This is a genomic window from Streptomyces botrytidirepellens (genome assembly GCF_003721215.1).
GTDB classification, from domain to species: Bacteria; Actinomycetota; Actinomycetes; order Streptomycetales; family Streptomycetaceae; genus Streptomyces; species Streptomyces himastatinicus.
Genome location: NZ_RIBZ01000063.1, coordinates 17742 through 39297, shown reverse-complemented (window position 1 = coordinate 39297; position 21556 = coordinate 17742). Strand labels below are relative to the sequence as shown.

Annotated in this window: 18 protein-coding genes and 2 pseudogenes; 15 read left to right on the top strand and 5 right to left on the bottom strand. The window is 70.6% G+C overall.

Translation table 11 applies throughout. The annotated features are described in order from the left end of the window. Positions 1–468 precede the first annotated feature (468 nt). Positions 469–687 carry a hypothetical protein gene (locus EEJ42_RS51675; RefSeq protein WP_221179321.1) on the bottom strand — a complete coding sequence of 73 codons (219 nt, stop codon included), beginning with the start codon at positions 685–687 and terminating at the stop codon, positions 469–471. 251 nt (positions 688–938) lie between these two features. Beyond that, a complete protein-coding gene (locus EEJ42_RS04520; protein WP_184502928.1) occupies positions 939–2348 on the bottom strand; it encodes a purine-cytosine permease family protein in 1410 nt (469 codons plus the stop codon). 460 nt (positions 2349–2808) lie between these two features. On the opposite strand from EEJ42_RS04520, the gene EEJ42_RS04515 reads away from it, so the two are divergent. From EEJ42_RS04515 to EEJ42_RS52450, 4 genes and pseudogenes are all read left to right on the top strand, one after another. Next, on the top strand, positions 2809–3276 hold the full coding sequence (locus tag EEJ42_RS04515; RefSeq protein WP_123098708.1) for a DinB family protein: 468 nt from the start codon (positions 2809–2811) through the stop codon (positions 3274–3276). Continuing rightward, positions 3273–4499, top strand: coding sequence for a MalY/PatB family protein (locus EEJ42_RS04510; protein ID WP_123098707.1), 1227 nt, complete (start codon positions 3273–3275; stop codon positions 4497–4499). The genes EEJ42_RS04515 and EEJ42_RS04510 overlap by 4 nt, the downstream gene beginning before the upstream one ends. Positions 4500–4559: 60 nt before the next feature. Further along, positions 4560–4982, top strand: coding sequence for a RidA family protein (locus tag EEJ42_RS04505; protein WP_123098706.1), 423 nt, complete (start codon positions 4560–4562; stop codon positions 4980–4982). Positions 4983–5244: 262 nt separating this feature from the next. Continuing rightward, positions 5245–5343: pseudogene (locus EEJ42_RS52450) on the top strand (transposase domain-containing protein); the annotation flags it as partial. Between the two features lie 899 nt (positions 5344–6242). On the opposite strand, the gene EEJ42_RS04495 reads toward EEJ42_RS52450, so the two are convergent. From EEJ42_RS04495 to EEJ42_RS04485, 3 genes and pseudogenes are all read right to left on the bottom strand, one after another. Then, on the bottom strand, positions 6243–6806 hold the full coding sequence (locus tag EEJ42_RS04495; protein ID WP_123098705.1) for a CGNR zinc finger domain-containing protein: 564 nt from the start codon (positions 6804–6806) through the stop codon (positions 6243–6245). A gap of 284 nt (positions 6807–7090) precedes the next feature. Beyond that, positions 7091–7535 (bottom strand): annotated as a pseudogene (locus EEJ42_RS54145) (IS3 family transposase); the annotation flags it as partial. Positions 7536–7657: 122 nt separating this feature from the next. Then, complete coding sequence (locus EEJ42_RS04485; protein ID WP_184502927.1) at positions 7658–9706, bottom strand: AfsR/SARP family transcriptional regulator; 2049 nt, start codon at positions 9704–9706, stop codon at positions 7658–7660. Between the two features lie 277 nt (positions 9707–9983). On the opposite strand from EEJ42_RS04485, the gene EEJ42_RS04480 reads away from it, so the two are divergent. From EEJ42_RS04480 to EEJ42_RS04430, 11 genes are read left to right on the top strand one after another with little or no spacing between them, the layout of a single operon-like run. Continuing rightward, positions 9984–11099, top strand: coding sequence for a phosphotransferase (locus EEJ42_RS04480; RefSeq protein ID WP_246096043.1), 1116 nt, complete (start codon positions 9984–9986; stop codon positions 11097–11099). Between the two features lie 38 nt (positions 11100–11137). Then, positions 11138–12457 (top strand): aminotransferase family protein, encoded by a 1320-nt coding sequence (locus EEJ42_RS04475; RefSeq protein WP_123098703.1) that lies wholly within the window; start codon positions 11138–11140, stop codon positions 12455–12457. Beyond that, entirely contained in the window at positions 12454–14268 is a 1815-nt protein-coding gene (locus tag EEJ42_RS04470) for a 1-deoxy-D-xylulose-5-phosphate synthase N-terminal domain-containing protein (protein ID WP_123098702.1), read from the top strand. Before EEJ42_RS04475 ends, EEJ42_RS04470 begins: the two co-directional genes overlap by 4 nt. Further along, on the top strand, positions 14249–15628 hold the full coding sequence (locus EEJ42_RS04465; protein ID WP_123098701.1) for a glycosyltransferase: 1380 nt from the start codon (positions 14249–14251) through the stop codon (positions 15626–15628). The genes EEJ42_RS04470 and EEJ42_RS04465 overlap by 20 nt, the downstream gene beginning before the upstream one ends. After that, positions 15625–16482: an SDR family NAD(P)-dependent oxidoreductase gene (locus EEJ42_RS04460; protein WP_246096042.1), complete on the top strand. Its 858-nt coding sequence runs from the start codon at positions 15625–15627 to the stop codon at positions 16480–16482. Before EEJ42_RS04465 ends, EEJ42_RS04460 begins: the two co-directional genes overlap by 4 nt. Beyond that, the gene (locus tag EEJ42_RS04455) at positions 16479–17093 is read left to right on the top strand and encodes a DUF1349 domain-containing protein (RefSeq protein WP_123098700.1); all 615 of its coding nucleotides are present in this window, start codon (positions 16479–16481) and stop codon (positions 17091–17093) included. Before EEJ42_RS04460 ends, EEJ42_RS04455 begins: the two co-directional genes overlap by 4 nt. 2 nt (positions 17094–17095) lie before the next feature. After that, a complete protein-coding gene (locus EEJ42_RS04450) occupies positions 17096–18319 on the top strand; it encodes an MFS transporter (RefSeq protein ID WP_246096041.1) in 1224 nt (407 codons plus the stop codon). Further along, positions 18316–19311: a methyltransferase gene (locus tag EEJ42_RS04445; RefSeq protein ID WP_123098698.1), complete on the top strand. Its 996-nt coding sequence runs from the start codon at positions 18316–18318 to the stop codon at positions 19309–19311. Before EEJ42_RS04450 ends, EEJ42_RS04445 begins: the two co-directional genes overlap by 4 nt. A 47-nt stretch (positions 19312–19358) precedes the next feature. Then, positions 19359–20180, top strand: a complete 822-nt coding sequence (locus EEJ42_RS04440; RefSeq protein ID WP_123098715.1) for an endonuclease/exonuclease/phosphatase family protein — start codon at positions 19359–19361, stop codon at positions 20178–20180. Positions 20181–20204: 24 nt separating this feature from the next. Beyond that, positions 20205–20813, top strand: coding sequence for a sugar O-acetyltransferase (locus EEJ42_RS04435; RefSeq protein ID WP_123098697.1), 609 nt, complete (start codon positions 20205–20207; stop codon positions 20811–20813). Positions 20814–20860: 47 nt separating this feature from the next. Then, positions 20861–21556, top strand: a complete 696-nt coding sequence (locus tag EEJ42_RS04430; protein WP_123098696.1) for an HAD family hydrolase — start codon at positions 20861–20863, stop codon at positions 21554–21556.

Sequence of the window (21556 nt, the reverse complement as noted above, 5' to 3'; positions counted from 1 at the left end):
GTCTCTGCGGGCCCAGAATCGACGAATGTGTCTCTGTCCGGCCGAGAACCCGGGCACGGGCACATTCGTTTCTGCGTTACGAGCGGCGGCGTTGCGCCGGGCGGCATGACGGTCTTCATGCGCATGATCAGTCGCAGGTCGCAGTGGCAGAAGACGGCTCTGGCGCCTGAACCCGTAGGTCGATCATGCCGTCGCGAGGCCACCGGGCGAGCCCGGCCTAGTGTCAGATCGTGGACGACCCTGTGGGTGCCGGAAATCATGTCACCCGGGCGCACCTGATGGCTCGGCTCTGTCAGACCTCAGCAGGCCCCAAGCCACTCTGAGGCAGCATTGCCCTTGCCGGAAACCTCATCCGTCCTGGTGGGAGTTCACCACACCCAGGTAAGCCAGTCGCAGCAGCACGATCGATCATCATGACGCGCTGACGGCAGCTGCGCGAGAGCGCCAACTCGAGCGACCCGGTCAGTTTTAGGGAAGCCCCATGCACAGGCTGAACGCGTTCGCGATGCTGCGCCTGTGCTGGAACGCCAACTCGGCAAAGAAAAGATCCGGTTCACGCCGAGCGATCGGGCGTTCCTGGCGGCGCTGCTGCACCGGCTGCCACCGCACGTCTTGCGAAGTGTACGGCTGCTCGTACGCCCCGACACGGTGCTGTGTTGGCACCGCAACCTCGTCAAACGCCGCCATGCCGCCTCCTGCCGGCCCACACGCCCGGGACGGCCACGCACAGTGCGCTCGATCCGCCTCCTGGTGCTGCGCCTGGCGAAGGAGAACCCGAGCTGGGGGTACAGGCGTCTGCACGGCGAGCTGCATCGCTCCACGGTTCACGACGTCTGCCCCCGCTGACCTCACAACAGGCGGTGCACGCCGGTATGGGCGGCCACAGAGAGGTCGTGGCCGCCCACACCGTCGTTGGGTACCCCTGATGCGCCGGTGGTTCAGCTCACCTTCTGGGTGAGAGCCGGGTCGATGGCGGAGGGCTCCGTGGCGGCGTGGGGCTTTCTGAGGAGTCCGTAGGTCACGGTGGCCACAGCGAAGGAGGTCGCGTAGCTAATGTCGGCGCCGCCCAGCATGTGGCCTATCGGCCCGGTGTAGGCGTCGGTCGCCATGAAGGGCACCGCCGCTCCGATCCCCAGGAAGAAGGCCAGGAGCGCGCGTGGGCGTGTGCCCCGGTACGGGCCGTTCTTGTCGTGGAACACAGTGGGCCTGGGGTAGCCGCGGCCGCCCTGGTGCGTCCGGTAGAAGTCGATGAGCAGGATGGCCAGCCAGGGCATGACGAAGTACGACACCATCAGCAGGAACGTGTTGAAGTGCGACTGGAAGTTCGAACCGCCCATGACAACGGACAGCGCACAGCCGACCGCTCCGCCGGCCACGACGACGGTGGTACGGCGCAACGGGAGGTCGCACGTCAGACCTGCCATGGCGCCGCTGTAGAGGTTGACGGCGTTGTGCGACAGAGCCCCGATCACCAGCACGACCAGCACCGTCTTCAGTAGCGGATCCGGCAGCACGATGCCGAGCCCGGCGAGCGGATCGCCGCCCGCCAGCATGGTCAGCGCGGCTCCCAACACCATCATCCAGGTGGCAGACGTGAAGATCCCGCCGAACGCCCACAGGAACATGCTCCCGGCGCGGCCGCTTGCCGGGAGGTAACGCGAGTAGTCGGAGGCGTAGATGGTCCAGCTGACGGTGTAGGAGAAGACGATGCTGCACACCAGCAGCCACGTCGTCAAGTAGTGGCCCGAGGCGGTGTGCGAGGAGGTGGCGGGTCCCGTTCCGTGCAGCACCACGGCGACGGATACGGTGCCGAAGACGACCAGGCTGACGCGGGTCAGCCACTGGCCCACGGCCTGGAGGGTGTCGTAGCCGAAGACGGCGATCAGCACGCTCAGGCCGCCGACCACCGCGACCATGGGCGGGTACGGCAGCCCGGTCAGGTTCGCCAGTGAGCGTGCGCCGAGCACGGTGCCGAGGCTGAAGTAGCCGATGAACAGCAGGATGCCGAGGAATGCGGGGAGGTAGTTCCCGCGGTAGCCGAACGAGGCCCTGCTCATGGTGACCTGCGGTATGCCCAGGCGCGGGCCCATCACTGCGCAGGCGGCGGTGGCCAGTGATCCGAGGAGGTTGCCGACCACGATCGCGGTGACACTGCCGATCAGCCCCAGGCCGAGCGGAATACCGGCTCCGCCGAGCACCACCGGCGCCAGGTAGACGACGGGCGCGAAGCGCATGGAGAACTGGTCCCGCTCGCGGCCGTGCCGGCGGCTGTCGTCGATCCAGCTGATTCCGTGATGCTCGGTGAGTGGTCTCTTCGTCGGGTCTGCCGGGGCATGGTTTTCGTTCATGGTGTAGTCCTGTGGGTCCGTGGTGGGGTTGGGGCATGACGGGACACAGGCGCCGCTCGGCGGTGTGCCTGGTGTGCTGGTCCGCCACTTCGAGGAGTTGTGGACCTCGGTGTACGCGCGGTGTCGGCGCGGCGTGTGGGGACGAGCGGTCTCGGGGGACGACGGGCGGCCGTGTCGGCGCCGGCGCATGAGCGGTAGCCCTGCCGCTCCAGTCGATGGCTCACCGTGACACTCAAGAAATAACCTGTCAATGGAGTCACGCATGTTCCACGCTTCAAGCAGGCAGATCACTCACCCAGACTGCATCCGTCGGCGACGATGACGGCACGTAGTGGCGTGACCTGCATCGTTCCCGAGGTGGTTGCCCTATTGACAGGGGGCACAACGGCGCTCCACTCTGCATTAGTAACCGCATATAGTGGTTACACCATCGTCCCCCCGCCGATGAGGAACCTTCCCCATGCAAGATCAGAACGAGTACCTGTACTTCTTGCGTCGCGCCTTCGACGGCATGCTCGACGTGCTGGAGGAGCTGGGCGACGACCTGGCGAACACCCGCCCGCCGCTTCCCGGCGCGAACTCCGTCTACGCGATCGCCTACCACTGCGCGGCGGTCGCCGACTACTGGACCGGCCACGTCATCGCGGGACGTGAGATCGACCGTGACCGCGCTTCGGAGTTCACGGCCACCGGGCACGGAAAGGACCTTCACCGACAGGTCGACGAGCTGTTCGAGCAGCTCAAGGCCGACCTCGCTCAGGTGACCCCGTCATCGTCGCCTCGCAACACACCGCCCGCCGACTTCGAGGGCCCGGACCGCCCGTTGAGCGTGCAAGGCGTCCAACTCCACGTACTCGAAGAACTGGCCCAGCACTACGGCCAGATCCAGATCACCCGCGATCTGCTCAAGCAGGGAGCTTCCTCGTGACTTTCGTTGTGAACGCCGAGTCAGCCGAGTCGACCGGGTCCTCCGAACCGCTGCGGCTGCCCGGCTTCGACGACCTGGACCGTGACTGGCTGCGCGCCCGCGCCAGTGTGAAGTGGCATCGTCCGGGACCGGACCTGCTGCCCGCCTGGGTGGCGGACATGGACTTTCCCACTCCCCCGGCCGTCACCGACGCGCTGCGTGACGCCGTCGAGCGACGCGACCTCGGCTACCCGGACTGGCCGGACGGCAGCCCGCTGCGCGTCGCCTTCGCCCGGCGGATGACCGACCGCTACGGCTGGTCGGCAGGGGCGGACCGGGTACGCGAGCAGACCGACCTGATCCAGTGCCTTCAGCTCATCCTGCACCTGGCGACGAGCCCGGGCGATGCGGTCGCCGTGCAGACGCCCAACTACCCACCGTTCCTCGCCACGTTGTCGACCATGGGACGGCTCGCCGTGCCCATCCCGATGCAGGACACGGACGAGGGCTGGCGCATGGATTTCGCCGCCCTGGACGCCTCGGTGACACAGTCGGGCTGCAAGGTCCTGGTGCTGGTCAACCCGCACAACCCGACGGGCCGCGTCCTGACCCGCCCGGAGCTGGAAGAGCTCGCCGCTCTCGCCCGGCGCCACGACCTGCTCGTCATCAGCGACGAGATCCACTCCGAACTGGTCTACGCCCCGCACCGGCACATCCCCTTCGCGAGCCTGTCCCCCGACACGGCCCGCCGGACCGTGACGCTGACGTCCGCCACCAAGGCGTTCAACCTCGCCGCGATCCGTTGCGCCGTCACCCATTACGGCCCGGACCGGCTGCTCGCGCTGCGGGACGCGCAGCCGCCGGATCTGTACGGCACCGTGTCCCCGCTCGGCGTGGTCGCCACCGAGGCCGCGTGGCGGAACGGCGACGCATGGCAACGTGAGCTGCTGACCGTCCTGGACCGCAACCGTCGCCGGGTGGAGCAGGTGCTGCGTGCACAGCTGCCGCACCTGCGTCATCACACGCCGGAAGCCACCTACCTGGCCTGGATCGACGCCCGCCCGCTGGGACTGGAAGAACCGCCGGTGGAGCGGGTACGCAAGGCCGGTGGCGTTCTGCTGGACGGCGGCAGCCCCTTCGGGCTCGGCGCCGACGGGTTCCTGCGGCTGAACTTCGCGACGTCCCACGCCGTTCTGGAAGACATCCTGGCCGGCCTCACCCGGGCGTTCGAGGCCGACGTGTGACCCCGCGAACCGAGCGACCGGCCCTTGCTCCCACACACCATCCCCGAAGGAAACCACTCCATGAACCACACGGCAACGCCGACAGCCATCGTCCCCGCCTCCCGCACCAAGACCGTCGGCCCCTTCTCGCCCGGTGTCTCGATCGGGCCCCTGCTGCAGGTGGCTGGCCAGGTCGGTGTCGCACCCACCGCGCCGGACGCTTCAGCACCCGCCCCCGTAGCGTCGGTGCGCACCCAGACCCTTCAGGCGCTCGACAACGTGCGGGAGGTCCTCACCGAGGGGCGAACCGATTGGGAGGACGTTCTCATGATCCGCGTCTATCTCACGGATACCAGCCACCTCGAAGAGTTCAACGACACCTACCGCGAGTACTTCAGCGGACACGGGTGCGAGACACTGCCGGCCCGCACGACGGTCTACGTCGGTCTTCCGGCAGGGCTGCTGGTAGAGATCGACGCGCTCGCGGTCCACGGCGACCACTGATCGGGCGCGCTGCGAGGGGGCCAGCGCCAAGGCCGTGAAGTTGCGGCTCGGGTGGGGTTGTCCAGGGCCTTTGAGCTGTGGATTCGCCTGACGGTGAGGAACGGAGCCCCGGTAGAACTGGCAGTCGTCCAAGACAAGCCGTTCACAAAGACCGGAGGCTCCGCTGTCCGAACAGTCTGCCATCGCTCGTACCCCCACGGTGGCCGGAGGGCGGTTTGCGCCCGGTCATCTCGGTGAACTCACCCAGCTCGTTCCGTTCGAGATGGTCGACGAGGCCCTGAGCGCTGCCAAGGCCGTGCAGCAGCGGGTGCGGGATCTGCCCTCCCAGGTCGTAATCTACCTGGTCCTGGCCGCGTGCCTCTTCCCCGAGGTGGGATACCCCGGCGTGTGGCGCAAGCTCACCGGGGCACTGTCCGGGCTTACCGGTGGCCGCGCCGACACGATCTTCAGCCCCACCACCGCGGGCGAGACCACCTACGCCCCGTGCCTGCTGCCCCGCCCGCGCCCCGGGATGATCCTGCTCGCCGACCGCAACTTCGGCGCTCAAGGGCTCCTGGCGGACATCGCGGCCACCGGTGCCGAGGTCCTGGTCCGGCTCAAGAACGGCCGCCGGATGCCCGTCCCGGCCCGCTACCGGGACGGCTCCTACCTCTCGACGCTCGGCCCGGTACCTGTCCGCGTCGTCGACTGCGAGACCACCGTCACTACCACCGCCGGAAAGCACACCGGCCTCTACCTGCTTGCCACCACCCTGCTCGACCACCACCGCCACCCACCAGCGCTGGGAGATCGAAACCGCCTACCGGGAACTGAAGTCGACCATCCTCGGCAGCCGGGTCCTGCGCGCCCGCACCACCGAAGGCATCGACCAGGAGATCTACGCCCTTCTCGTGGTCTACCAGCTGCTGCGGACCGCCATCGCCGACGCCACCAGCACCCGGCCCGACACCGATCCGGATCGGGCAGGCTTCAGCATCCGCTGGCAGGCCGCCCGCGACCACGTCATCCTGGCCACAGGCGTCATCGTCGGCACTCATCGATCCTGGCCGGGCACCATCAGCCGACACGTCCTGACCGGCCTCGCCCCAGCGACGGGCTCCGCGTCAGCCCCGGATCGTCAAACGCGCCATTTCCAAATACCAGGCCCGAGGCCCCCGCATCGACCGCACCAGCTACAAAGCCACCAAGAGCTAGCGCGCCAGCCCCCTCGTCTCCGGTCGTCAGGAAAGACGAGGCATCAGGACGATCCCCGGACGCCGGTCACACCGCAGACTGCTGCTTCTGCCGCTTCCGGAAAGTGGCGGCCTTGTTCCTGTTCCCGCACTCCGCCATCCCGCACCATCGCCGCGCACCGGAGCGCGACAAGTCCACGAACAGGCGCGTGCAATCGTTGTTGGCGCACTCTCTCATCCGCGAGAACTGGGAAGAGCTCAACAAGTCCACGGCATCGTAGCCAACCGCACCGAGGACCTCGTCGACACTGCCGGTCCGCGTCGCCCGACCCGACTCGTCGAGCTGACGCTTGGGCAGCGGAAGCCGGGCCGCTTCGTTCACCTCCGCAAGAGCATCCTTGACGGCGGTATCCGCATCGTCGCCCAGGGGCCAGTGGCCGACCAACAGATAGACCGCCTCACGCAGGCGACGGACTCGCTCCAGCCCTCGGGAGTCCACGGAACCAGGATCATCCACGACGCCCGCCGAACAGATCCAGCGCCGCAGGTCATCGGGGGAACCCAGCAACTCGGTGCGGACGCTGCGCCGCCACAGCATGGTGCCCGCCAGATCGAGGCACAGCCGACCACTCACAAAGACGAACTCATTCACGTATCCATACTGACAGGTGACGCCTTCTCCGTCCAGGAGCCTAAAGTAGTGGTCTCGGGAACCATGAAAGCAAGTGCAATCCCCTTCTTCCTCGCTATTACCTGCGTAATTGCCTGCGTAAACCTCGTCCGTCAGCCCGTTGACAGGTTCCCGAAAGAGGGTGAGCCACCAAAAAAAATAACCGCATAAAGCAGTTACCTGGTCTCTCGCTAACCTCCGCTAGCCTCGATCTTGCATGACGGTCCGTCGGTTACCGGCGGACCGTTTTGCTGTTGCGAGCGGGTCGTGGGAATGGGCATGAAATCGCAGGCCAGAAGCGTGTGAGCCTGGGAACGGAGGAAAGTACGCCAGGCCTGCTGGGATGCACGCTGCGGTGCGGGCGGTAGACCGGAGCGGCGCAGGACGCGCCGGATCGTGGCGGCAGCAACCCGATGGCAAGCCGTCGCAGTTCACCTTGGATTCTGACGTATCCCCAGGTTGGGTCCTCTCGAGCCAGGCGCTGGATCAGCGCCGCAATCTCCTCTGCCAGCGGTGGCCGACCGGGTCCGATCGCCGTCTGACGCCACTTCCAGCACACCAGACGGCGGTGCCAGGCCAGCACCGTTCCCGGGGTGACCAGCCATGGCGAAGCACGAGGATCTCGGCGTTGTTCGCGGCGGTCGAACGGCCCAGCAAGAGGAGGCAGCCCAGTAGCCGGCAGAAGATCAGGTAGAGCAGTCGCAGACCCACGATCACTGATCATGCCCATACGCGGACGATCACAAAGCCCCAGGTCAACGACCGTACAGCATAAAGACACCCTTCAGGCGCAGGGCAGGTCTTCCAGCGCCGCGTAGAGCCGCTGTGTGCGCTCAGCTCGTGAGAGAGCAGCTCCGGCACGTGCCCTGGCTTCTCGCGGTCCACACGGCATCGCGCCGGGCCGGTGCGGTCGGCCGGGCGGGGTGCCGACCGCTGTGGGGCTCGGGACCGCTCCGGGCGGCCGACTCGGGTCGAGTCGAGGTCCAGGCCGCGAGGCGGGTGCGGACCTCCTCCTCGCGGCCGGAGGCCACGAGCTGCTGATGCGCGTAGATGCGCACCGTCTCCAGCATCCGGAAGCGTGAGCTGCCCGCTCCCCGCAAGGGGGCCAGGAGCGACTTGCCGACCAGCCGGCCGACGGTGTCGACCACCTCCGCGCCGGACAGGGTCGTGTCGGCGCAGAAGTATTCCGCGGCGTCGAGGTCCCAGGTGCCCACGAGCACGGACAAGTCGTGGAAGACCCGCTTCTCGTCGGCGCCGAGGAGTTCATGGCTCCAGTCCAGCGTCGCGTACAGACTGCGATGCCGCTCGGGAGCGGGGACCGGGGTCTGAGCGAGGATATGGAGGCCGTCGGCGAGCCGCGCCTCGATGTCCGGGACGGTGAGCATGCGGGTGCGGCCGACAGCCAGTTCGATGGCCAGCGGCAGGCAGTCCAGCCGGCGGCACACCGCTGCCGCGCTCGCCCGCGTGGCGTCATCCCACCCCAGGTCCGGCGTGGCCGCGGTCATCCGGGCCCGGAACAGCTCGACCGCCTCGCCGAGCGGCAACGGGCGCAGCGGGAAGGCCGTTTCGCCGGGCACGGCCAGCGCTTCCCTGCTCGTGGCCAGCACAGTCACAGCGGAGCAGCCGCGCATGAGTGCGTCGACGGTGTGGGCCGCGCCCTGGCGTACGTGTTCGCACGTGTCGACCACAAGGAGCATCCGCTTCCCGGCCAGCGCGGCTTTCAGTCGCGCGAGTTGAGGGATCCAGTCGGGCGAATCCGGGACGCCGAGCGCCTCGGCGAACGCCGCGACCAGCCGGTCGGGGCCGGCGCCGGCGGGAAGTGGGGCGAGTTCCACCAGGCAGATGCCGTCCGGGAATTCCTCGCGCAGATTGTCTGCCGTCTGGAGGGCGATCCGGGTCTTGCCCACGCCGCCCGGACCGACCACGGTCACCAGGCGGTTCTGCCGCACCGCTTCCGTGATGGCCCCCAGGTCCGCGCGCCGTCCGACGAACGCGTCGAGCGGCGGGACGAGTCCGCCCGTCCGGCCCGCCTCACCGGTGGTCCGGGAACCTGACCCGGGAACCACCCGGCTCGGGGCGTTCCGGGGCCCCGGCGGCGGCGGCGTGGCGGCGGGCCCCCTTCGCGGGGCGTTCAGTGCGTGGGTGTCGTGGGCCAGTAAAGCGGCGTGCAGTGCGCGCAAGGGAGGGGAAGGACTCACTCCCAGCGCGTCGCGGAGTACTCCGCGCGTGGCGTCGAAAACCTCCAGCGCCTCGGCCTGGTGGCCCGCTCCGTAGAGCGCCCGCATCAGCAGCCCGCGCAGACTCTCGCGCAGCGGGTGCTCGGCGACCAGCGCCTTCAGCTCGGGCACCAGGGCGACGTGCTGCCCCTGGGCCAGCCGCGCCTCCGCGAGGTGCTCGGATGCCACGAGGCGCAGTTCGTGCAATCGCGCCCGCTCACCGGCGATGGCCACGGAGTCGCCCGCGCCCTCCAGCGCCGGGCCCCGCCACAGCCGCAGTGCCTCCTGAAGCACCGCCGCCGCGTCGGCCGGGCGCCCTTGGTCGAGGTGGTCGTTGCCCTCGGCGGCGAGCCGTGCGAAGCGGGTCGCGTCGAGCATGTCCGCCGAGAGCCCCATGCGGTATCCGAGGCCCTTCCGGGTCTGCAGCAGGCCGCTGTTCCTGCCCAGCAGGACGCGCAGCTTGGCTATGTGCAAGTGCAAAGCGTTGACCGGGTCCTTGACGGGTCTGCCGGCCCATAATTCCTCGATCAGAACATCCCGCTTCACCACCGCCGGCGCATTGACAAGCAGCAGGGCCAGCAGTGTCGACAACCGGGCGCCCCGAAGGGGGAGGGCGGCACCGTGCTGCACCAGCATCTGTACCGGCCCCAGGACCTGGAAGAACATACGAACAGTATCCAGAGCGTCACTGTCCAGAGCGACCAGCTCTCGCCCGCGATGCCGTAGTTGCATCCTAACGTCCACAAAAGACTAGTCATCTTCATAGGACAACAGATCGAGCACAGACCGCGGCGGCAGCGCGACAGGTGCGCCACAGAGCCACGACAGAACCGTTTGCTGGGATTGCTGCACAGCCCAACGCCACCCACCAGATTCAGCCAGGGGAGGGTCCCATGCACACGTCGTGGAGCTCCGGTCGGCCACCGCGCCCGCGGGATCGCCGATGACCGCTGCGGTGCCGCCCCGCGTGGAGGCGGCCGGGAGCGCGGGATGGGTACGCCAGGTGCTCGCCACCCGCTGGGGACCGCGGTGGTCCGGTGTCCCCGTGCGGCCGCTCTCGGCCGGTGACACCGCGCCGCTCAGTCACACCGCGGGCCTGTGGTACGTGGAACGGCCCGAGGCAGGCTACGTACTGAAGGTCCAGCTGAATCCCGACGCCGCACGGGAGCCGCGGTTCTATCCGCTCAAGGAAGAGGTCCTCGCGCACTGCCGCAGCCACGGGGTGCCCGCCCCGGCGGCGGTGGCGGCCTCGGACGGCGCCACCAGCGTCTGGCACGACGGGCTGGTGTGCGAACTCGCTCCGCTCGCACCGGGCGCCGCGTCCGGCGAGCTGACGCTCGCCCAGGCCGCCGCCGTCGTACGCACCGGGCTCGGGCTGCGCCGCGCCCTGGACCGGCCGCCGAACGGGGTGGCGGACACGCTCGCCCCGATCCGGCTGCCCCGGCTGGTCGACGAGGAACACTGGCCGTCCGCCCTGCGGGACGCCGAGGAGCGGCTGCTGCCCCTCGCGGAGCGGCGCGGCGACAGCTGGGGGCGGGCGGCCGCCTCGGCGCTGCGCGGCGTCATCGCGTCGGGTCGGCTGCTGCGAGAGGCCGGACCGGCCGCGGCGGGCGAGCAGCCCGCCAGGCCCGCGGTGGTGCACGGCGATCTGCACTACCACCACTTCCTGTTCTCCCCCACGGGCGACGGTGAGGGCGAAGCCGATCACCCTGACGTCGTCGCCGTGCTGGACTTCGACAATCTGCACGTCGGCGACCGGCTGCTGGACCTCGCCTGGCTGGCCGAGATGGCGGGGCGGGTGGCCGGCGAGACCGGCCGCCGCCGCTCCCTCGCCGCGTTCCGGGAGGCGGCGACGGCCGCCGGCCTGCTCGCACCGGGCGAGGAGCGGCTGTTGATGCCGCTCCTGATGGCCCACTCGCTGCCGGTGATCGTCGACATCGCCAAGGACATCCTGCTCAGGGACATCCTCAGTCCTGCGTGGACCGAGTACTTCGACCTGCTCGCACCCCCGCGCAGGCTTCGGATCCACCAGTCCCTCGTCTCTCCGCTCCCGCGCTGAGCGCGTCGGGGCACCCCCCTCACAGAGAGAGGTTCCTCATGTCTGTCCAAGAGTCCACGCTGTCGTCGTGGCCGACCGACCTGTCCGCCTACTGCTTCGAGGTCCCGCACTCCGAGGACGCGGTGCTCTTCACCTCCGGCAAGGGAATCCGGCTCCAGGACGCCGGCGGCCGCAGCTATCTGGACGGCCTGTCGGGCGTGTTCGTCACCTGCTTCGGCTACGACTGCGAGCCCATCACGCGGGCGGTGGAGGACCAGCTGCGGACGCTCCCCTTCAACCCACCCCTGCACGGCACCAATCACGCCGCGCTGGAGCTGGCCCGGGGCCTGGTCGACCTGGCGCCGCCCGGCATCACGGCGGCCAAGCTGGTCAACGGCGGTTCGGAGAGCGTCGAGGCGGCGGTCCGGCTGGCCCGGCTCTACCACCGCGACCACGGCAATCCCGACAAGATCAAGGTGCTCAGCCACTACCACGGGTACCACGGCGCCACCTTCGGCTCGCTGTCGCTGACCGGGCGTCCCGATGTCGGGCGCTTCGGCCCGGGCCTGGGCGGCTTCCTCCACGTCTGGCCGCCGGACTGCCTGGAGTCCTTCTGGGGCGTGCCGCCCGAGGAGTCGGGAGCGCTGGCCGCCTCGATCATCGAGCGGACGATCGAGGCCGAGGGGCCGGATTCGGTGGCCGCCCTGGTCATCGAGCCGGTCATCCATCTGCGCGGCATGGCGATCCCGTCGGCCGACTACCTCACGCGGCTCCGGGAGATCTGTGACCGGCACAACGTGCTGCTCGTCTTCGACGAGATCGTCACCGGATTCGGCCGCACCGGAAAGCCGTTCGCCGCCCAGACCTTCGGCGTCACCCCGGACATCATGTGCGTCGGCAAGGGCATATCCGGCGGTTACGCTCCGCTGGCCGCGGTGCTGATGGCCGAGCGAATCGCCGCGATTCTCGGTGACTCCGGCGGTCCGCTGGCCTTCGCCCCCTCGCACACGTACGCGGCCAACCCCATGGCCTCGGCCGCGGGTCTGGCCGCGGTGAACCTGTTCCGGGACGGCGACTTCCCGGTGCGGATCGGCAAGCTGTCGGAGTACATCGAGCCGCGGCTGCGGGAGCTGGTCGGCGGGCGCGGCACCGTGCGGTCGATCGGACTGCTGTACGGGGTCAAACTGCTGGAGGACGGCGGCGAACGGCCGATCGGCGAACGGTTCGCCCGGGCGTGCCTGCGGCGCGGCCTGATCATCCGCGGCCAGGACGACTGGTTCGTCATGGCTCCCGCCTTCGTGACGACCGAGACCGAGGCGGACGAGATGCTGCACGTCCTCGCCGCCGCCCTCGACGAGGTGTGCGGGAGCGGTCGATGACCGGGCTGAGCAGTCTCTTCGCCGAGCCGGGTCGGGCCGCGCTGCCCCGGCTGACGCCGGAGGAGAGCGAGGTGGTGCGGCGCGAACTGGCCGAGCTGGAAGCGGGCGATTACAGTGGTCCGCTGCTCGACTCGCTGCGCAAGCTCGCGGCCGCCGTTCCCGAGCGGGTCCATGACGACAGCGCCCGGGTCCTGCTGCGGATGCACGAGATCGCGGGCTCGGGGAACTACCAGAGCTGCCTGTCGTCCCTGCCGCTCGTACGCGCCTGCTTCGAGCTCGGACTCGTATCCGCGGACTCCGACGAGGGCCGGGGCCCGGCCGAGCTGATCGTCGGCCGGGGACACATCGCCCCGAGCTTCTACGCCGAGCACTACGTCCGTGGCACCTTCCCGTTCACCCCGCTGGCCACCCTGCACCAGGGCGGACTGACCGGGGTGATCCACCGGGACCTCGGCTTCCGCAACACCATGCGGTACAGCCTCGGTGTGGGCGTCGCGCAGGCGGTGAGTCTCGCGAGCGCGATGGCCGAGCGGGGCGACGACCGCAAGGTGGTCTGCCTGGCCGGCGACGGCGAGTTGCAGGAGGGCGTGGTCTTCGAGTGCCTGCGCTTCGCCCACGACGCGGGTCTGACCAATCTGGTCCTGGTCGTGGACGCCAACGACAAGGGCATCGAGCCGCTCCCGAGGCCGCTCAGCCGCGACTACCTGGCCAGCTATCTGCACCGCGTCAAGGAGGTCGACGGTCTGGACGCGGAGGCCGTCGCGGACTCGCTCGGCGAACTGCTGGCCGCTCCGGCGTCGGCGGCGCTGGTGTGCCGGACCCGCAAGGGCGACCACAGTTTCAAGCCGAAGCCGGCCGAGGGCTCGGCCGCACCGGCGAAGCCCGCCAAGGTGTCCTTCGCCGCGACCACCGGACGGATGCTGGCCGACCGCCAGGAGCGCACCGGCCGGGAACTCGCGGTGTTCACCCCCGACATGGCGAACCGCTTCGGGCTGCGCGGCAAGGTGCCGTACACCAACACCGGGCTCGCGGAGACGCTCAGCCTCGGCCTGACCCTCGCGCTGCCCGAGCGGACGCTGAAGGTGGTCGCCACCGACGCGATGTACTACATGGACTCGCTCAGCATGCTCACCGAGGCGACCACCAGCGTGCGCAATCTGCTGGTGCTGGCCGGGCGCAGCTGGGGGGCCTGGGGCGGCGCGCACAACGCCGCGAACCTGCTCGGCCTGGTGATGAACACCCGCGTCTACGAGCCGGTGACCGAGGCGGAGTTCGACGCCTGCCTGGACCGGCTGGACCGCAACCCGGACACCACGCACGTCCTCAGCACGGTCGACGCGAAGTTCGACCCACCCGGGGCGGACTGCTCCGCCGACGTGGACGGCGGAGTGTGGATCACCCCGCCCGCCCCCGGTGACCTGGGGACCGCCCTGGTCACCTTCGGCTACGCGACCGTACTCGTCGCGGAGGCCAACCGGGACCTCCGCCTGCCGCACCTGCACTGCGCGGCGCTCGACCCCGAGCTCGACGCGGAGACCGTCGCGCGCCTGCGCGGCAGCGAACGGCTGCTGGCCATCGAGTACAACGGGGCGCACGGCGGCTTCGGCGAGCGGCTGCGCACGAAGTACCTGCTCCCGGCCGAGGTGCACGGCGTACAGCGGGACATCGCCAACCGCGTGCACGACAAGCAGCTCCGGCTGCACCGGATGAGCCCGGCGCAGCTGCGCGAACTGCTCGGCGGAAGGCCGTCCGACACGGACGGCGGGGACCGTCACAGGGAGGAGGTCCGCCGTGCGGCTGCACGCGCATGACTACCGGGCGCCGGACACCTCGGGCATCGTCGACGGCGCCATCCTCATGCATCGTGAGGTGGCCGAACTGCTGGCCGGCCACCGGAGCGTGGCCTGGCACGATCTGACCCGCGGCGCCGAGAGTGTCGCATCGGCCGCGCCGGGCGAGGTGGTGTACGCCGGGGCAGGTCCGTACGCCTTCCTGCACCACCTGTGGCGGGAGCGTACGAAGGGCCGCTTCCGGATCGTCCGCGAGGTGCACACGGCGCTGTGGTCCGGCTACTGGGCGCAGGAGGAGCTGTGCGCGCCGCTGCTGCGCCCCGGTGACCTGGTGCTGTTCCCGACCGAGTACACGCGCCGGCTGTTCATCCGGCATCTGGCGTCGGTCACCGAGGACAACTCGGCGGTCGCCTACCCCATGCTCGACCGGCTGCCCCGGCTTCCCCGGGCCCGGATACCGACGCCCGACGAGCCGCTGCGCATCGGCTATCTCGGTGCCCTGTCCCTGGCGAAGAACTTCGACCAGGTGCTGTCGGTCTTCGCCCGCTGCCACCGGGCGAGCCCGGGGCGCGTCAGTCTGCTGTGCGCGGGCAAGCCGAACCATCCCCGCTGGGAGACCGATGCGGTGCTGGCGGAGCTGGGCCGGCAGGGGGTCGAGCCGGATGCCGTCCGGATGCTCGGCGTCCTGGGGCAGACCGAACTCGCCGGGTTCTTCTCGCAGATAGACGTGCTGCTGTTCCCGAGCACGGCGTCGCGGGAGACGCTCGGCAGGGTGGTGCTGGAGGCGCTCGCCCACGGGATTCCGGTACTGGGCGCCGACATCGGCCCGGCCGTCGAACTGCTGCCCGCGCGCAATCTGGTGCCGACGGTGCTCGACACCGGGACCGCGTTCTCCATGAGCAGGGTCGAGGCGCTCGGCCGGGTCGACGAGGACGCCCTCGTGGACAAGCTGCGCGCCCGCGACTTCGAACCCGCGGATGTGATCGCCGAGTCGCCGTACCAGGACCGGACGTTCCTGCGGGCGCTGTCCGGCGAGGCGGTGCGACAGGAGATCGCCCACGACGCGCGGCTGACCGATCGGCTGACGGTGGAGCGGCGGAAGGGCGTCGACCTGGACCGGGCGCTGGCACGGTCCGAGCAGATCTTCACCGACTTCTTCCGGCACCGGGACGACGGCCTGCTGTCCGCGGTGGACGCCCTGCCGGAGGAGGCGGGGCAGGACCGGCGGGAGCTGCGGCGGCTGATCACCGAAGGAAGCCGCAATCTGGCGGACTACCGGGCTTTCCCCCGGCTCCTGGACGCCCTGGTGCTGCCCCCGCTCGACTACGGCCTGACGCCGGAGCCCGTAAGCACGACGCATCGGAAGGACATGACGGCATGACGACGACGGAACGCGGGACCGGGACCGATTCGGGGACAGGGACGGGGCTCGTCGGCAAGGTCGCGCTGGTCATCGGCGGGGGCCGGGGCATCGGAGCCGCCGCGGTGGAGGCGCTGGCCCGGCAGGACGCGACCGTGGTGGTGGCCGACACCGACCAGTTGCCCTCGGCGTTCAACCACTACCGGTCCACACGGGTGAGCGGGTTCGCCGACGCCCAGAAGCTGGCGGCCCGGCTGAGCGAGGCGGGGCTGCGGGTGACCGCGGCGGAGGTCGATGCCACTGACGAGGCCGCGGTGCGCGAGCTGTACGGGTCGCTGGCAGGCGGGCCGGGGCGGCTCGACGTGGTCGTCAATGCCTTCGGGGTGACCCATGTCAGCCCGGTGGAGCAGATGGAGCTCACGGAGTTCCAGCAGGTGGTGTCCGGCAATCTGGACGGCGTCTTCCTGTCCTCCAAGCACGCCGTGCCGCTGCTGCGCGACTCCGGCGGCGGGGCGATCATCAACTTCTCCTCGGTGTCGGGGCGCAGCGGCTTCGCCAAGGTGGCGCACTACTGCGCCGCGAAGTTCGGGGTGATCGGCTTCTCCTCCTCGCTCGCCCTGGAGGTGGCCCGCGACGGCATCCGGGTCAACGCGATCTGCCCCGGGATGATCCGGACCAATATGTGGAGCTATCTCCTGTCGGCGTTCGTCCGGCCCGGCGAGACCGAGGACGAGTGCTGGGAGCGGATGCGCACCATGATTCCCCAGCGGGAGTTCCAGACTCCCGAGGACATCGCGGAGCTGGTGGTCTTCCTGGCCACGGCGAAGAAGGTCACCGGCCAGGCGATCAGCGTCGACGGCGGGATGACGGCATGACGGCGACGCAGCCCACGGGCGCCGCACAGCCGGAGGTCGTGTTCGGCTTCGACGAGGGCTGGAGCTGGTCGGCCGAGCCGCTCTCCTGCTCGCGTACCGGCGGGTCACTGGAGATCACCGCGCCAGGTGGGGCCGATCTGTTCGCCATGCCGGGCGCCCACGAGGCGAGCGGACTGCCGCTGCTCCAGCGCACGATCCGGGGCGACTTCACCGCCTGGACCCGGATCTCGGTCGACGGCGCCGCGTTCGGCGACGCGGGCGGGATCGCCCTGCACGGCCCCGAGGGCTGGTTCAAGGTCTGCGTGGAGCGGGTCAAGGCGGGTGGCTGGGCGGTGGTCACCGTGCTGTCCCGGCCGGTGTCCGACGAGGCTCTGGGGCCGGCGCTGGCCGGTCCCGAGGCGGAGCTGCTGGTGACCCGCGAGGGGCCCCGGCAGGCGGTGTTCTTCCGTGAGGCGCCCGACGACGACTGGCGGTTCGTACGAACGTTCTTCGGCTTCTCGGAGCCGGAGCTGCGGCTGGGGCTCTTCGTCCAGGCTCCGTTCACCCCCTCCGCCTCGGCCGTCTTCGCCCCGGTCAGTCTCCGCCCCACGGCCCTGCCCGACCGGAGGTGACCATGCCGGTGCCGCCCGCCGCACCCGCCCGGGTACTCGTCGTGGCCCCGCTGGTGCTGTCCTTGCTGCTGGGCGTGGTCACCGCTGCGCTGGGAGCGGCGTTGCCGCTGCTCAGGTCCGCGTACGGGCTGCCCGAGGGGAGCGGGGCCGAGCTGGTCGGGCTGTACAACCTGGGTGCGCTCGCCGGGGTCGCCGCGTGCGGTCTTGGCGGCCGTACCGGCGCCGGGCGGTCCACCACCGGGCGCCCGGTCCTCGCCCTGCTGGCCGCGTTCGCGGGCGGCTGCGCGGGGATGGCGCTCGCGCCCATCTGGTGGCTGCTGAACGCGTTCGCCACGGCGACGGGCTTCGGCTTCGGCGGGCTGCTGCTGTATCTGAACGCCTTCTTCGGCCGCTTCCCGGGGCGGCGCGGGCTGCTGCTGATGAATCTGCTGCACGCGTGCTTCGGCGCGGGCGCCACCGTGGGACCGCTGCTGGTGGGGCGGTTCGGTGAGGTGTCGTGGCTGCTGCTGGTGACGGCGGGGCTGACAGCGCCGCTCGCCTGGCCGGCCCGGCGCCTCGGCACGGCGGGCCCCGGCACCGCGCCCACGGACGGTACCGGCACCGACGCACCGGCCGGGCGCCGGGGCCTGCCCCTGCTGTCCGTGTTCGCGGCCGTGGCCTTCCTGTACGCGGGCGTGGAGGCCGGTATCGGCGCGCTGGAGTCCACCCACCTGGAGGCCGCGGGCCGTTCCGCCGGGGAGGCGGCCGGGCTCACCGCGCTGTTCTGGGCGGGCCTCACCGCCGGCCGGGTGGTGCTGCCGCCCGTGACGTACCGGCTGGCCCCACCGCGGCTGGTCCTGCTCTGCCTGCTCGCCGCCACCGGCCTGCTCCTCACCACGCTCGACGGCCGGTGGGCACCGGCGGGTTACGGGCTGGCCGGGTTCGCGCTGGGCACGGTCTTCCCGACCGTGCTCGTCTGGGCCACCGCCGCCCTGCCGCTCCCACCGGAGCGTGTCAGCGCCGTACTGCTGCTGACCAACCTGATCGGCAGCGCGGCCCTGCCGCCCCTACTGGGCCTGTTCGCCGGCCCGGCCCGGGCAGCCGTGTCGATTCCGCTGTCGATCGCCACTCTCACCCTGCTGTGCGGCCTGGTCGTCACGACCGCCGTCGTCCTGGCCCGGCGGGCGGAACCGACCGTCGCCGGCCCGAACCCCGCCGACCGACCCGACCAGAAGGTAAGGACATGACCTCACCGCAGCCCGTCACCGAGTTGTTCTGGGCGTACTGGAAGACCAAGACGATGCTCAGCGCCATCGAGCTGGGCGTCTTCACCGAGCTGGCCAAGGAGCCGCTGCGCGGAGATGAGCTGGCCGGCCGGCTCGGTCTCGGCCCCGGCGCCGTCGGGGACTTCCTGGACGCTCTGGTGGCGCTCGACCTGCTGGACCGCACCGGCGATGTCTACGCCAACACCCCCGCGGCCGACGAATACCTGGACGCGGGCAAGCCCGCCACCTATCTCGGCGACAGCTACCTGGCCCAGTGCGCGGGCCTGGCCGACGACCTGACGGGGGTGTTGCGGACCGGCGAGGCGCTGCGCGGGGCCCGTACCGGCCGGGACTTCTACGCCGACATGTACGCGACGTCGGACTCGGTCCGCGCCTTCCAGCGGGACATGACGGCGCTGAGCATCGGCTCGGCGCGGGTGATCGCGGAGCGCTTCCCCTGGGACCGTTACCGCACGCTCGCCGACATCGGTGCCTCCGAGGGCGCGCTGCCCGGCCGGATCCTGCTGCGCCACCCGCATCTGACCGCGGTCGGCTTCGACCTGCCGCAGGCCCGCGAGGGGTTCGAGGAGTACACCGGCGCGCTCGGGCTCGCCGACCGGATGAGCTTCAGGCCCGGGGACTTCTTCCGCGACGAACTGCCCTCGGCCGACGTGCTGGTGTTCGGGCACGTCCTGCACAACTGGGGGCTGGAGGAGAAGCGGCTGCTGCTGGACAAGGCGTACCGGGCGCTGCCGGAGGGCGGGGCCGTGCTGATCTACGAGACGCTGATCGACGGCGACCGGCGGAGCAACGCGGTCGGGCTGATCCTCAGCCTCATGATGCACGTGGAGGTCCCCGGCGGCTTCGACTACACCGGCCCCGAGTGCCTGGAATGGCTGCGTGAGGCGGGCTTCCGGGACACCCGCGTGGAACACCTGGACGGTCCGGAATCCATGATCATCGGATTCAAGTGAGCGGGGCGGGGATACGGCCGGCGACGGCCGCCGCGAGCGACCTCGTCATGTTCTGGAACCTGTACGAGGCGGGCATCGACCGGCTGGAAGGCCGGGACGAACGCTGGCTGCTCCAGCGGGACATCGTCGCGGAACACCGGCCCCGGGTGCTGATGACCACCGAGGGGTGGGGCTGGGACCGGGACGGGGGGCGGTTCTTCGAGGACGCCAAGGCCGGGTTCGGCATGGACGGCGCGCTGTTCACCGCGAAGACCGGCTGCCATCAGGCGATCTTCTGGCAGCGGGACATCGAACCGGTGGAGACCGAGCGGACACCGCACGACCTCGCCCCGTGGCACGGCCACGGCAGCGTCACGCTGCGGCTGCCCGGGTGGTCGCACGAGCTGCGGTTCGTCGTGGCCCATCTGGACCCGTTCAGCCCCACCAACCGGCGGATCGAGTCCGACCGGCTGCGCCAGTACGCGAACCCCGGCGCGCCGGCCCCCACGGTCCTGGCCATGGACGCGAACTCCCTCCCGCCGGACGATCCGGAGCCGGACTGGACGACCGTGCCCCGCCACCGCCGCGACGACCACCGGTGGCCCGGCGAGAAGCACGCCGACCGCGCTCCGCTGCGGCGGCTGCTGGGCGAGGCCGAGGACCCGCTGTTCGTCGACGCGGGAGCCCATGCGCGAGATCGCTCGCCGACCTTCGGGCACCACCCGCCGGGCCAGGCGCCGCGCCGCATCGACGTGTTCCTGCTGTCGCCGGCCCTGACCGGGGCGCTGGCCTCGTACCAGGCGGTGGACGACCCCCGGCTGCTCCCGCACGACGGGCGGCCGGGCGCCTCCGACCACCGGCCGATCACCCTCCGGCTCCGCCCCCGGTAACCGGACCTGAGGAAAGGCATCTCCATGGACGATGACGTGCAAGCGACCGATGAGCGGGAACAACTGGCCGCGCTCAAGGCCCGGATGGCCGGCGGGCTGCCGTACGTGTCCACGGAGCCGGCCCTCCTGCCCTACCGGGAGCGCTGTGCCCGGCTCCTGGACGCGTTCAACGCGACGGCACTCACCGACGACGAGGCCCGGCAGCCGATCCTTCACGAGCTGCTCGGCCGGGTCGGGCCCGGCGGCTGGGTGATGCCCCGGTTCCTGTGCGAATTCGGCTTCTTCATCGAGCTGGGCGCCGAGACCAGGATCAACTTCGACGCCGTGCTCCTGGACTGCGCGCCGATCGTGCTCGGTTCGCGGGTCTGGCTGGCGCCCAGGTGCCAGCTCTACACCGCCGACCACGACCTCGACCCCGGGCGGCGGAGCGCCATGTGGGAGCGGGCCCGGCCGATCACCATCGGGGACGACGTGTGGCTCGGCGGCGGGGTGATCGTGCTGCCGGGGGTGACCATCGGCGAACGGACCGTCGTCGGCGCCGGAAGCGTGGTCACGAAGGACCTGCCGGCCGACGTGATCGCGGCGGGCAACCCCGCCCGCGTGATCCGCGAGGTGCCGCGGCCACAGCCGTGAACCCGCTCCCCCGCCCCTGACGTACCCGAGAAAGGTTCCTGACGGACATGGACCCAGCGATCCAGGCCATCGTCTTCGACCACGACGGAGTGCTGGTCGACTCGATCCGCCCCCACTTCCTCGCCTGCTCCGCCCTGTTCCGGGAGCACGGCGCGGAACTCCCCCAGGGGCGGTGGGCGCGGGAGGTCTGCGGCAGCCCCGACGCGCACCCCCTGCTGTTCGCCATGCTGCGGAACTCCGCCGGGGCCGTCACCCGTACCGACGCACAGCTCCAAGAGCGGCTGGATGCGCTGTGGGCCGAGCACTTCACCCCCGAGAACGTACGGTTGATGCCGGGAGTCCGCGAACTGCTCGCCGCCCTGCGGGCCGCGGGCCTGCCGCTCGCGGTCGCCTCGGCGGCGGACGAGGGCTGGGTGCGGCGCTGGCTGCGCCACTACGAACTGGACGGCAGCTTCGCGACGGTCGTCACCGGTGACCAGGTACCGCGACGGAAGCCCGACCCCGCTGTGTACCTGGAGACGGCCGCGCGGCTTTCGGTGGCGCCGCGGCGCTGCGTCGTGTTCGAGGACTCGGTGAGCGGCGTCGCGGCGGCCCGGGCGGCGGGCATGACGGTACTGGCCGTTCCCACCCCGCTGACGAGTTCTTGCGACTACTCGCTCGCCCACCGCGTACTGCCCGACCTGACCGTGGTGGACCTGGCGGAGCTGTCCCTCGCGGAACCGGCCCGGGCGGGGCAGCCGTGA

Bases quoted from the DNA above. Each gene is read 5' to 3' on its own strand.
- EEJ42_RS04515 (WP_123098708.1), top strand. From the start codon at position 2,809: ATGCAAGATCAGAACGAGTACCTGTACTTCTTGCGTCGCGCCTTCGAC.
- EEJ42_RS04520 (WP_184502928.1), bottom strand. From the start codon at position 2,348: ATGAACGAAAACCATGCCCCGGCAGACCCGACGAAGAGACCACTCACC.
- EEJ42_RS04480 (WP_246096043.1), top strand. From the start codon at position 9,984: ATGACCGCTGCGGTGCCGCCCCGCGTGGAGGCGGCCGGGAGCGCGGGA.
- EEJ42_RS04475 (WP_123098703.1), top strand. From the start codon at position 11,138: ATGTCTGTCCAAGAGTCCACGCTGTCGTCGTGGCCGACCGACCTGTCC.
- EEJ42_RS04455 (WP_123098700.1), top strand. From the start codon at position 16,479: ATGACGGCGACGCAGCCCACGGGCGCCGCACAGCCGGAGGTCGTGTTC.
- EEJ42_RS04505 (WP_123098706.1), top strand. From the start codon at position 4,560: ATGAACCACACGGCAACGCCGACAGCCATCGTCCCCGCCTCCCGCACC.
- EEJ42_RS04450 (WP_246096041.1), top strand. From the start codon at position 17,096: ATGCCGGTGCCGCCCGCCGCACCCGCCCGGGTACTCGTCGTGGCCCCG.
- EEJ42_RS04430 (WP_123098696.1), top strand. From the start codon at position 20,861: ATGGACCCAGCGATCCAGGCCATCGTCTTCGACCACGACGGAGTGCTG.
- EEJ42_RS04470 (WP_123098702.1), top strand. From the start codon at position 12,454: ATGACCGGGCTGAGCAGTCTCTTCGCCGAGCCGGGTCGGGCCGCGCTG.
- EEJ42_RS04445 (WP_123098698.1), top strand. From the start codon at position 18,316: ATGACCTCACCGCAGCCCGTCACCGAGTTGTTCTGGGCGTACTGGAAG.
- EEJ42_RS51675 (WP_221179321.1), bottom strand. From the start codon at position 687: ATGGCGGCGTTTGACGAGGTTGCGGTGCCAACACAGCACCGTGTCGGG.
- EEJ42_RS04460 (WP_246096042.1), top strand. From the start codon at position 15,625: ATGACGACGACGGAACGCGGGACCGGGACCGATTCGGGGACAGGGACG.
- EEJ42_RS04440 (WP_123098715.1), top strand. From the start codon at position 19,359: ATGTTCTGGAACCTGTACGAGGCGGGCATCGACCGGCTGGAAGGCCGG.
- EEJ42_RS04485 (WP_184502927.1), bottom strand. From the start codon at position 9,706: ATGTTCTTCCAGGTCCTGGGGCCGGTACAGATGCTGGTGCAGCACGGT.
- EEJ42_RS04435 (WP_123098697.1), top strand. From the start codon at position 20,205: ATGGACGATGACGTGCAAGCGACCGATGAGCGGGAACAACTGGCCGCG.